Source organism: Streptomyces hirsutus, from assembly GCF_001418415.1.
Lineage (GTDB): Bacteria > Actinomycetota > Actinomycetes > Streptomycetales > Streptomycetaceae > Streptomyces > Streptomyces hirsutus.
In genome coordinates this window covers 1-11,373 of the sequence record NZ_LIQT01000335.1, presented here as the reverse complement: position 1 = coordinate 11,373, position 11,373 = coordinate 1, and the positions used below count along the sequence as shown (strand labels likewise).

At 70.6% G+C, this 11,373-nt stretch carries 7 protein-coding genes and 1 pseudogene; 4 read left to right on the top strand and 4 right to left on the bottom strand.

Going from position 1 to position 11,373, the window contains the following annotated elements; genetic code table 11:
• Window positions 1-41: 41 nt before the first annotated feature.
• Both AOK11_RS24320 and AOK11_RS45325 read right to left on the bottom strand, forming a co-directional pair.
• Window positions 42-344, bottom strand: a complete 303-nt coding sequence (locus AOK11_RS24320) for a zinc-ribbon domain-containing protein (protein ID WP_055595865.1) — start codon at window positions 342-344, stop codon at window positions 42-44.
• Between the two features lie 246 nt (window positions 345-590).
• Entirely contained in the window at window positions 591-2,204 is a 1,614-nt protein-coding gene (locus AOK11_RS45325; RefSeq protein WP_055595864.1) for a hypothetical protein, read from the bottom strand.
• 206 nt (window positions 2,205-2,410) lie between these two features.
• Here AOK11_RS45325 and AOK11_RS24310 point away from each other — a divergent pair, with 206 nt between their 5' ends.
• A complete protein-coding gene (locus tag AOK11_RS24310; RefSeq protein ID WP_055595863.1) occupies window positions 2,411-5,521 on the top strand; it encodes an AfsR/SARP family transcriptional regulator in 3,111 nt (1,036 codons plus the stop codon).
• Between the two features lie 143 nt (window positions 5,522-5,664).
• On the opposite strand, the gene AOK11_RS24305 is transcribed toward AOK11_RS24310, so the two are convergent.
• Complete coding sequence (locus tag AOK11_RS24305) at window positions 5,665-7,266, bottom strand: glycosyl hydrolase (RefSeq protein ID WP_055595862.1); 1,602 nt, start codon at window positions 7,264-7,266, stop codon at window positions 5,665-5,667.
• Window positions 7,267-7,450: 184 nt separating this feature from the next.
• Between AOK11_RS24305 and AOK11_RS24300 the strand changes: the two genes are divergently transcribed.
• Together AOK11_RS24300 and AOK11_RS24295 are read left to right on the top strand one after the other, a co-directional pair.
• The gene (locus AOK11_RS24300) at window positions 7,451-8,845 is read left to right on the top strand and encodes a hypothetical protein (protein WP_157869441.1); all 1,395 of its coding nucleotides are present in this window, start codon (window positions 7,451-7,453) and stop codon (window positions 8,843-8,845) included.
• A 426-nt stretch (window positions 8,846-9,271) separates the two neighbouring features.
• On the top strand, window positions 9,272-9,652 hold the full coding sequence (locus AOK11_RS24295) for a DUF4913 domain-containing protein (protein WP_055595866.1): 381 nt from the start codon (window positions 9,272-9,274) through the stop codon (window positions 9,650-9,652).
• Window positions 9,653-10,036: 384 nt separating this feature from the next.
• Here AOK11_RS24295 and AOK11_RS45320 read toward each other — a convergent pair.
• Window positions 10,037-10,709: pseudogene (locus AOK11_RS45320) on the bottom strand (IS200/IS605 family accessory protein TnpB-related protein); the annotation flags it as partial.
• 255 nt (window positions 10,710-10,964) lie between these two features.
• On the opposite strand from AOK11_RS45320, the gene AOK11_RS24290 reads away from it, so the two are divergent.
• Window positions 10,965-11,373 (top strand): hypothetical protein (locus tag AOK11_RS24290; protein ID WP_206188916.1); only part of this gene is annotated, 409 nt, incomplete at its 3' end.

Genomic DNA, 11,373 nt, shown 5'->3' with positions numbered 1-11,373 from the left:
GGGCCCGCGGCTTGCGGCACTACTGCCGGCACTACTGGGCACTACTGCTGGTACGGCTGCTGGTGCTGCCGGGGCGGCTGTCCGTACGCCTGACCGCCGCCGGGGCCGCCCGCGGCCTGCGCCTGCAACTGCTCGGCCTGCTCCGCGGTCACCTTCGACTCGGCGCCGCAGAAGGTGCACTGCGTCGCGTACTTCGTCGAGACCGGGAACAGCGGCACGAAGAACAGCGTGAACTTCGTGACCCGCTTCCTGAGCGTGTGCGCGGAGGGATTCCCGCACTGGGAGCACACCAAGGTGAGGATCGCGAGTTGGTGGAGGTACCCCTTGGTGCCGAAAATGATCATGTCATCGCTCCTGTCCCGGGCCACCGCCCAACCGTCCACTGCCGCTACCACTGCCACTACTACGAAAGTACTGGCCGTAAACCGTCGGTGGGCGATCGGCGAGTGATCAGTGGGCGGTCGGCAGTGGGGCGGGCCGGAGACTGCCGTACTGCTCCGGGCCCTCCCGGATCCTTCGGCACCTCACGCCGGGGCGGGCGACGGCATCCTCGTCGGGACCGTCGGCAGCGGCCGCCGCGGCCGCGCGGTTCACACCGTGAACTTCACGGCTTCCAGCCAGACGTCGTTGTCGAGGGTGCCGCCGAAGGTGTAGTCGGGGCGGGGCTTGCTGCACGTCCGCTGACTCCAGTCGCCCTGGCGGAGGCGGACGGTGTGGCAGACCTCGCCGCTGCCGACGTTGATGGCGAAGCCCAGCATGTTCGGGGCGTTCCGCTTCGAGCTGCCGATGTAGAAGTTCTTGCCGTCGCCGGTGATGGCCGTCCAGCTCGGCTGCCACTCACCCCGGCCGTCGACCGGCTTCGACGAGTGACGGAACGCGTTGGCGGCCGACCCGTCGACGCCGTGTACCGCGATGTTCAGGGCCTTGATCGGCCGGTTCTGGCCCGACGTACCGGCGATCGTGCCGTCGCACACCGGCTTCTGCCAGCCCTGCCCGGCGACGTAGGCGCGGTAGCAGATGTGCCGTCCGGACGGGTCGTTCCTGGCGAGCCGTTTCACGGCACTGGCGGCGGTGTCCTGCGGGGGCTTGGCCGTGACGGTGGTGGTGTCCTTCGGAGGCGTCGCGGTCACGGTGACGGTGACGCCCCCACCGCTCTTCGCCCCCGGGGTGTCCGTCGGCTGCGGCTTCGGCTGCGGCTTGTTTTTGTCCTTGGCCTTGCTTTTGTCCTTGTCCTTGTCCTTGTCCTTCGGCTCGGCCGACGGCGAGGCGGACGTCGGGCTGGGCGAGGGCGGGAGCGGCCGCGGGGGCGTCTCGAGGGTTGGTGACACCTCGGCCGAAGGCGAACTGCTCGCACGGGCGGCGGCCTGTTCCTGGTTCCCGCCGCCGTCCGATCCGCCGCTGCCCAGGATCACCAGCGGTACGACGACCAGCGCGGCCACACCGAGGGCCACCGGCCCGACGACCAGGGGCCTGCTGAGCAGCCCGGGGCCCTCGAACTCGTCGTCCGACTGCCGCGAGGCGGTCCTGCGAGCAGGCTTCGGCGGCGGTACGGGGCGGGCGGCCGGCTCCGACCGGGATGCCGACCCGGAGCCCGAATCCCAGCCCAGTCCCCTACCCATACCCACACCCGTACCCACCCCCGAACCCGGCCCGGCCCCGGACTCCGGTCCCGACCCTGATCCTGATCCCGGGCCATCGGACGGAGGCGGGGGCGGCGGCCCCTCGGGCTCGGGAAGCGCGTACGCCGCCTCGTCGAAGTCGTCGTGGGCATCCTCGTGGGCGTCGACGCCCGGAGCGACCGCGGGACCGGTGTCACCGGCGGGCCCGTCGTCGTCGGCATCGTCAAGGGCGTCCCTCTTCACGAGGGACGGTGCTGGTACTGGTGCCGGTGCCTCCGGCTCCTGCTGTTCCAGCAGCGAGCTCGAGCCGTCCGGGGAGACCTCGACGAACGCCACGTACCCCGCGGCGGGGTCGGAGATCGCCGCCGTGACGGTGATGCCCCGGTCGCGCGCGTGCCCGTGCAGCGTGTCGAGGATCGCGGCGTCGACCGCCTCCCCCTCCGCCACCGGCACGGGTTCACCGTCGATGGCGGCGGAGCCGTCACCGGAGATGACCACCGTGAAGTGCGGGGACGACTCGGGCGCGCTCCCGGACTCGGTGTGTTCCCCTCCGTCGACCGGCTCGTCCGCTTCGTCACGGCTCATAAGCGTTCCTCTCTGACGTTCCCGGCCGCATGACGCGGCCGGGTCCGTATCGGCATGGCCCGGGTACCGCAACGGGTGCCGGAGGAAAATGGTTCAACTCCCCGGCGACAAGCGGGATAACAGCGAAACCGGCGACGACACGGGACGGAATGGCGTATTCCGTCAAAGTGGTCGGCGACGGAGTCTTGACTTACTAGAGTCCGAGGGTGAACGCCTACGAGAATTCCGTTCGTTTCGCTGTGCTGGGGCCGGTCCGGGCATGGCGCGGGAAACAGGAACTGGACCTCGGCTCGCCGCAGCAGAGAGTCGTGCTGGCGGCGCTGTTGTTACGCCGCGGACACCCGGTACCGCTCGGTGAACTCATCGACGCCGTCTGGGGCGCGGAGCCGCCCGCAGCCGCCGTGTCCGTGCTGCGGACTTATGTGTCGCGCCTGCGCAAGGTCCTGGAGCCCGACCGGAATTCGACAGAGCCGCCCCGGACGGTCGTCTCCGTAGGGGACGGATACGTGCTGCACGTTGCGGACGACGCCCTGGACCTGGTCGTGTTCCAGCAGCGGGTCGCCCGGGCGAAGAAGCTGCGCGGCGCCGGAGACCTGTCCGGCGCCGCGGAACTGCTGCACGCCGCGCTCGACGGATGGCAGGGAGACGTGCTGGCCGGACTCAACGGCCCGCTGGCCGAGTCGGCGCGCTCCTGGTTGGGCGAGGAGTGGCTGACTGTGGTGGAGACGCGGCTGGACCTCGACATCGAGCTCGGACGTCACCACGAGGTGATCGGCCCGCTGATCACGCTCTCCGGCAGACACCCGCTGCGAGAGCAACTGTGCCGGCTGCTCATGCTGGCGCTGTACCGGTCCGGGCGGCAGGCCGAGGCACTGGCCGCTTACCGCGGGGCACGGAATGTCCTGGTGACGGAGCTGGGCATCGAGCCCGGCGCCTCGCTGCAGGATCTGCACGACCGCATTCTGGCGGCCGACCCGGCCCTGATACCCGACCCGGCCCCGGGTGCGACTTCCGCCCCGGCGCCGGCTCCGGCACCGGCTCCGCACCGGCAGGTCCGGTCGTCCGGGCCCTCGGTGATATCCGAGCCGTCCGATGCCGTCCTGGTGAACGTCCCGGTGGACGGGACGGTGGACGGTGGCACGGCGGCGGACGAGCCGGAGTCGGACGGCCCGGCCGACCGGCAGGCGGACGGGGCCGGCCACACCGGCCACACCAACCGTTCCGACCCGAATGACCCCCCGCCCGGAGTCACCCGCCCCGCGCAACTGCCCGCCGATCTCCCTACCTTCGCCGGACGGCACGCCGAACTCGACCGGACCAGCGCCCTGTTGCCCGAGGACGGAAGTCCCCCGACGACCGTCGTGATCAGCGCGATCGGCGGCATGGGCGGCATCGGCAAGTCCGCCCTGGCCGTGCACTGGGCCCATCGGATCGCCGACCGCTTCCCCGGCGGCCAGCTCTACATCAACCTGCGCGGTTTCGACCCGACCGGCTCGGCGGTGACGCCGGACGAGGCCGTCCGCATCTTCCTCGACGCGCTCGGCGTCCCCCCGATGCGGATTCCCGCAGGTCTCGACGCACAAGTGGCTCTGTACCGCAGCATGCTCGCGCAGCGCAGGGTGCTGATCCTGCTCGACAACGCCCGCGACACCGAGCAGGTCCGCCCACTGCTGCCCGGCTCCCCGGGCTGCCTGGTCATCGTCACCAGCCGCAATCGGCTCACCGGCCTGGTCGCCGGCGAAGGGGCGCACCCCCTGACGCTGGACCAGCTGACCCCCGCCGAGGCGCACGACCTGCTGGCCCGGCGCCTCGGCACCGACCGGCTGGCCGCGGAACCGGAGGCGGCGGACGAGATCATCACGCGGTGCGGCCGGCTGCCGCTGGCGCTCGCCATCGTCGCCGCCCACGCCCGTGCCCACCCCGCCTTCCCGCTCAGCGCCATCGCCGACGAGGTGAGCGACAGCCACGGCAGTCTGGACGCCTTCGCCGGCGGCGACGGCATCAGCACCGACGTACGGGCCGTGTTCTCCTGGTCGTACAAGGCGCTGCCCGCCCCGGCGGCACGCCTGTTCCGGCTGCTGGGTCTGCACTTCGGACCGGACATCTCCGCGCCCGCCGCGGCCGGTCTCGCCGGGCTCTCGCTGCGTGAGGCCCGCGGCCTCCTCGCCGAGTTGACCCGTGCCCACCTGCTCACCGAACACTTCCCCGGCCGCTACACCCTGCACGACCTGCTGCGCGTGTACGCCGCCGAACGGGTCCGCGCCGAGGAGACACCCGAGGAGCGGGACCTGGCCGGCCGGCGGTTGCTGGCCTGGTACCTGTACACCGCTGACGCCGCCTACCCGCACATCACCCCGAAGCGCCGCCGCATCCCCCTGGAACCGCTGCCCGAGGGGTGCCGGCCGCTGGAGTTCACGACGCACGAACAGGCGCTCGACTGGTGCGAGACCGAACGGCCCCACCTGGTCGCCGCGGTGCACCGGGCCGCCGCGTCCGGACATGCGGGCATCGCGTGGCGGCTGCCCGCCGTCCTGTGGGGGTTCTTCTACCTCCGCAGCCATATCCAGGACTGGCTCGACACCGCGCGTACCGGCCTGGCCGCCGCCCGCGACGCCAGCGACCGGGAGGGCGAGGCCCAGGGCCTCGCCGACGTGGCCGCCGCGCTGCGCAGCTCCGGCAGCCTCGACGAGGCCATCGAGCACCTGCACCTGGCGCTGGCCCTGTTCCAGGAACTCGGGGACATGAAGGGCAGGTCGACGGTGATCGGAAACCTGGGCGACTCCTACCTGCAGGCCGGCCGGCTCGGCAAGGCCGTCGAGTACACCCGCAGGGCGCTGGCCCTCGACCGCGTCGAGCGCAGCGTGTGGGGGGAGGGCATCGCCCTGTGCAACCTGGGCGACGCCTACCAGCGGCTCGGCAGGTACGACGACGCCCTCGACTGTCTCGAACGGGCGCTGGTCGTCCTGCGCGCCAGTGACAACCGCTGGGTCGAGGGCGTGGCCTTCGACGTCCTCGGCACGGTCCACCATCGGCTCGGCCACTATGAGGAGGCCGTCGAGTACTACCACCTGGCGCTCGCGACGCACCGGGACATCGGCAACCGGTGGGGTGAGGGCCACACGCTGGGCAACCTCGGTGAGGCCCATCTCGACGCCGAGGAGCCGGAGGCCACCCGGACGAGCTGGCGCCAAGCCGTGGAGATCTTCATGGAGCTGGGTCATCCGGACGCGGAGAAGGTCCGCGCGCGGCTCGCCCGCCTGCAGGACGGCCCGGCCGACGCCCGTACCCGAAGGGCTGCGCCGAAACGGACCGCCTGACATGGATCTCCTTCGATCATGAGCCCCCGCCGCGCAGTCGCCGGGGTGCACCCGCACAACGGGAAAGAGATATGGACGGTTCAACTCCGGTGTCTTTTTGGGAGTTGAACCGTCCATGGGCTCGCGACGGGGGCCTCAGTACCTCAGCGCACCTCGCGGTAGATGCGCCCGCTCGCGTTGGCGACCGCCCCGTCGTAGAGACCCGTCCGGTGGGTCTCGGTGGACAGCACGAACCACGCGTAACGCTCCAGGAAGTCCAGGCCGTTCAGCATCTCGGTCGAGGACCGGACGAAGGCGGTCTGCTCCTGCTCGCTGGGGTAACGCGGAGTGTCCTGGGAGAAGTCGATCAGGGCGTACTCCGTGAGCCAGACCGGTTTGCCGTAGCGGTCGTGCACGGCCTGGAGATAGCCGCGCAGCTGGTTGACGGCGTCGGGGCCGAAGTCGGCGCCGTACCAGTGCAGGGGGATGAAGTCGACGCGCAGACCGCGCTGTTCGGCCCCCTTCATGAACCGGTCCAGCCAGCCGCCCTCGAGGTCGCCGCCGGAGGCGACCGCGGGCGCGCCCAGGCGCAGGCCGGTGGACTCCAGCCGGGGCCACAGGTCCAGCGCCTGTTCGGGCGACATGGTGGCCTGGCCCGGATGGTCCGGCTCGTTGAAGCCGAGCAGCGCCTTTCCTTCCTTGGCGGCCTGGCCCAGTTCGGCGTCGGTGACCGAGTCGGGGCCCCAGATCATCGGGACGTACTCGACGCCCTCCGGCCTGGTGACGCCGTTGGTGGAGGAGGCCCAGTTGTAGTACCAGGACGAACCGGAGTCGGCCAGCGCCTCGGAGGCGCCCGCGACGGGGTTCAGGCTGATGCCCTTGCGGGAGGCGGCCGGGGTGCCGCCGCCCCCGCCGGGCTGCTCGATGACCGCGGGGCCGGGCGGGGGCGAGGCATCGGTGTCGGCCGGGGCGCCGCCGTTGCCGTGGAAGGCGACCGTCATACCGGTGCACTGCCGGCACTGGTAGACGACCTGATTGCCCTGCTCGGCGTCGTGCTTGGACCAGCTGTACGCGGTCGGGCACTTCGTGGCCAGCGCGTCGCTGTAGGGCGTCTTCGCGTCCCGGTTCGGGTTGACGCACACCAGCGGCCGGCCGGTGGCCTCGTCCTTGACAAGGTTGTCGGCGGGACAGGCGGCGAGCAGGTCCTCGACACACCCCGCCGAGGTGCACTCGCCGGACTCCGGTGGTGTCACGCCGTCGGGGGTGATGGTGATCGGCGACGCGACGGCGTTGACGTAACTGACGTTGTACCAGGGCGCCAGGCTGTCCTTCGGATCGAAGTTGAACTCAGCCAGCCCGGTGGGTTGTTCACCGGTGGAGCAACGGTCGGAGTACGGCCCGCAGTCACCGACGGCGCAGTGGAACGTGCTGCCCTCCTCGCCGGTGCAGCCTTCGCGGGCGAAGAACTTGCCGCGCCAGTGCCCGGCACCGGAGTGCTCGGGGATCGTGACGGTGGCCGACTGGCCCGGGTCCAGCGTCGGCAGCCCGGTGAGCTCGGCCGACCCGTCGGCGTTGACCGTGCTGCCGATCCAGATACGGTTGTCCGTCTTGTTCTGGAACGTGACGGTGTGCTCGGCGGCCTCGGCGGCCGGCGTGCCGGCGATGCTCACACCGTCGGAGCGCTGGCTCTGCATCAGCAGGGCGGTGCCGGTCACACCGACGATCACCAGTAACAGGGCCAGGAGGAATGATGTGCGTCTGCGCATGAAATGTGTCTCTCCGTCGGGTGTGCGCGGATCTCTTGCGCGGGTCCGGCGAGCAGCAGTCGTCCCGCGCCCGCACGACGGACGGGCACGCCGGATGGTTCACCGCGGTGCCGGACAGTCGCCCCGCCGTTGAACCGTTCGCACCTCCGATCCGTGGTATTCGGTGCTGAGAGGAGTGGCGACCATGGCAGACAGCACCCCGGCTCCCCGCCGACCGAACCGGCCGGAGGAGAGCAAGGAGTCCGCGCTGGCGCGAGAGCTGATCAGCGCCGAGTACCGTCAGTCGAAGAACGAGCCTCGAGGTCCTGCGGAGGAACCGACGCTTGGGGCGCACAGTGCGACCATGGCAGACAGCACCCCGGCTCCCCGCCGACCGAACCGGCCGGAGGAGAGCAAGGAGTCCGCGCTGGCGCGAGAGCTGATCAGCGCCGAGTACCGTCAGTCGAAGAACGAGCCTCGAGGTCCTGCGGAGGAACCGACGCTTGGGGCGCGCGCCTTGAGAGCGCTGCGTGACATGTGGCGCAGTCTCAGAGGCGGCTCGCGAAGTGGACCGTCGCACGGGTCGGCCAATGACGCGTACGACGGCGGGATGCAGGCGGCTGGTCCGTATGTCGGCATGGCGCAGTCCAACGGTCCGGTGTCCGGCCCGACGGCCGAGCGGCAGTGGGCGCCTGCCCCCGAGCAGGGCAGCGGCCGAACCGTGGACGACATCCGGGCCGATGTCGATCTGCTGTCGCTGGATCGAAAAGCCTTCGAAGACGCGGTCCTCCATCATCTGAGGAACAACGACGAGTGGGGGAAGGCCTACGCTCTGCCCCCGTTGAACACGTCTTACACCGCGCAGTACGCCAACAACGCGTACGGCAGGGAGTTGACGGGGGAGAGCTCCTCTGCCCTGAGCCCCGTTCCGGCGGGACAGGACGCCCCGCGACTCGACCTCCCGGAGCACGTGAGCCTGCCGGACGGCAACGGGTTGTGGGACGCCGCTTCCATGAGGTTGATGGAGAGGGCCGCGGCCACCGACGACGAGCAGCGCGCGGCCTTCAGTGAACGCTTCACGCGTCCGGCGACTCCATTGGTCGCCCAGCAGGACTCGCCGTCGCCCAGTGCCGTCCTGCGCAGCCCGGGTGGGAACGAGGCGGTCTATGACGGTAATGCCTTCAACATCATCGAGCAGAGGCCACCGTCGAGCACCGCCCCGGTGAGCGGTACGCCGGCGACCGCGCCCTCGAGCCCGATGGATCCTCTGGTGAGTCCTCCGGTGAGTCCTCCGGTGAGTCCTCTGCTCGATCCGGTGAGTCCTCTGCTCAATCCGGTGAGTCCTCTGCTCGATTCGGCGAGGCCGGTCGGTCCGATGGATCCTCCGGTGAGTTTCCAGACCCCCATGAGGCCGATCACCCCGCTGTCCCTCGACGATCGGTCTTCGGAGTCTCTCCCCTCCTCCCTGCTCGGCGCCGCCGGGCTCGCTGCCGTTCGCGACAAGCCCGCCGGGTCACCCTCCCCGTCTCCAGCTCCAGCTCCAAAGAGCTGGCAGCCGTCATCCGCCGCCCCCACTCGGCCATCGGGCAAACGAAGGTAGGCACGCCGAGGCGACCACCGAAGCTCCCGCTCCGCGGCCGGTGAACCGAGGCGGTGCCGCATCAGTCGGGCTCGGGGTGTGCCGTTGTCACCTTCACTGCGGCGCCCAGCCGGGGGCGTCTGACTCGGTGATGCCGGTCCGTGGAAGGCGTATGCCCCGTGTCGATTCCCGCGGGGCAGGACCGGTTCCGAAACCCTTTGCGACCTTCATGAACCCCGTCGCGGATGGACCCGTTGTGCTCCACATCCGGGGTGGTCCAAGGTGCCGGCCGGACCGAAGCAGCCGGGCAAGCGAGTCAGATGGAAGGTCGTGTCAACCATGCCGATGGAGAACCTTGAGGCGATCGGGGCCGAGCGGGACCTTGCCGCGGTGGGACAGTCCGCTGGGCAGGAGGAGGCCCCTGCCCAGCCGCTGTTCATCCTTTACATGGAGGGCCCCGCTTACGGGCAGACACTGCGGCAACTGACCCTGTGGACGCATCACGTGCTGCTGCCCGTCTACGGCAGGGAGGTCACCTCCACGGCGCCGTGGTGCTCCAGTTGGTGGGAGCATCCTGAAGCCGTCGCCCAACTGCACGGGCTGTGGCTGGCCTGGATCGACCTGACCGGTCCGAAGTCCCCGATGGCAGGCCCCGCCAGCTGGCACCGCGACTACCTGTCCCCGGTCATGGCCAGTCTGCGGGACCCGCAGGGCCCGTTCGCCGGATGCAAGCCCGGTATGCACCGTCCCAAGGACACACCCCCCATTGACGCCATGGACCCGTTCGGGCCGCCTCCCCCGTCACCGGGTGAGGGCGTCCACGCCTGAAGTCGTACTCGGTACGGGCCGCCTGCTGCGACGGTACGTCGAGCCGCTCCGTGAGGCCGACGCGGGCGGAGGGGGAGGGGTGGCGGTCCAAAGGGGTCCAGGGCTTCGACGGTGGGCTTCTCTTTCGGACGGTGCATGCCGGGCTTGCAGCTGGCGAAGGGGCCCGAGGGATCCCGAAGGGAAGCCATCAAGTGAGTCCTTGACCCATTCCTGTTCACTGCGGACACCCCGAACGGTGTTGGGCGTCCTGGTCGCCCGCTTTCGCTCCGCGTCCGGCGGCACGGATCGTGTCCGTGGTCCGGGAAGGCGGGTGAGGGTTTCCTCACGCCCGGGGGTATCCGGTCCGGCCTGGACGGTCCGATCCCGCATCCATCGCTCCGGTGGGTGCGGGGCGTTCGCCGGATTCGACAGGGGGACAGGGAGCTTGAGGCTGACCTCACCGTCCGGCGTGATGCGGATCGTCTCGTTCCCGTACCGCTTCCCGCTCTCCCCGTCCGCCCGCAGAAACCAGCGTGCCGCCTCCCACCGCCCACGCCACCGGGTCTCGGTGAGCTCTGCGGCGGGCAACTGGTGCCGCATCCGGGCCAGGCGCCCGCCGCCGCGCACCACGTGCACCCTCCCGGCCTCCCCGTCGGCGCGTTCCCGCTCCAGCCGGTCCTCCAGCACCCGTAGGCGGCGGGCCCTGGCGTGCCACTCCCGCCTGCTGCGATATCCACCCGGGGCTCTCTTCGAACCCTCCTGGCCGAGCGGCAGTGACAGCCGGTGGCGCAGGGTACGGATACCGGCTTGCAGGGACTGGAGGTGGGCGAGCGTGCAGCGGTGGGCCGGCGCCCACTGCTCATGCGTCGCCCTGGTGATCGCACCCGCCCACCGGGCCAACGACAACGGCGTCAACTCCCGCTTGCGCCCTGCCCACGCTTCGGCACCGTGATCGGGGCCGTCGCGGCAGCGCGCCTTCAGGTCACGGGAGGCCAGCGTGCCCCAGATACGTGCCCACCCGCCGCAGCACCTCCTCATCGGTGGCGGTGAGCTGTCTGAGCCGGGTACGGATGGCCACCTCCGACGGGCCGGGCACCACGGACGGCGCCGCGAGCTCCGCATGAACGTTCCCTCGGGTGGAGATCGGGCCTCGTCGCGTCCGGCGCCACAACGCACTTGCGGCGCTCGGGGTTCACCCCCTTCAGGAGACAGCGGCCGGAATCTCTGAACCCTTGCCGCTCCGGTGCCGTTGTGCTGATGACTCCGTGAGGGGGTTGTGTTCAACGGTGTCGTGTTCCCACGATCCGATCCGTGAACGAGGAGGAAGTGCTACATGTCAGGAAACAATTCGGACGACAGTTTCTATACGGCACAGAGCGGCGGGAGCCGCCGGAGCGGCAGGAGCGGCAGGACCCACCAGAGCAGCAGTTCCGCCGAGCGGGAGCGTCAGAGCAGCAGCAGCCCGGAGAGCGACGGCTCCGGGCCCTACCCGCCCTCCACGTCGAGCAGTTCGCGGCAGTCCCAGTCGCAGTACTCGCAGTCGCAGTACTCCCAGTCGCAGTACTCGCAGTATTCTCAGCCGCCCGCTGCCGCCCCGACCGGCGACAGCGGCTGGACGCGCGCTTCCAACGCCGCCCTGGCGGCGGCTCCGCTGGCGGGGCAGTCGGCCGCCATGCTCGCGGCGCAGTACTCGTCCGACCCCACCGCCGCCGTGCAGGGCTACGGCGGCGGTGGGGTCGGAC

Bases quoted from the DNA above. Each gene is read 5' to 3' on its own strand.
- AOK11_RS24300 (WP_157869441.1), top strand. From the start codon at position 7,451: ATGGCAGACAGCACCCCGGCTCCCCGCCGACCGAACCGGCCGGAGGAG.
- AOK11_RS24320 (WP_055595865.1), bottom strand. From the start codon at position 344: ATGATCATTTTCGGCACCAAGGGGTACCTCCACCAACTCGCGATCCTC.
- AOK11_RS24295 (WP_055595866.1), top strand. From the start codon at position 9,272: ATGGAGGGCCCCGCTTACGGGCAGACACTGCGGCAACTGACCCTGTGG.
- AOK11_RS45325 (WP_055595864.1), bottom strand. From the start codon at position 2,204: ATGAGCCGTGACGAAGCGGACGAGCCGGTCGACGGAGGGGAACACACC.
- AOK11_RS24305 (WP_055595862.1), bottom strand. From the start codon at position 7,266: ATGCGCAGACGCACATCATTCCTCCTGGCCCTGTTACTGGTGATCGTC.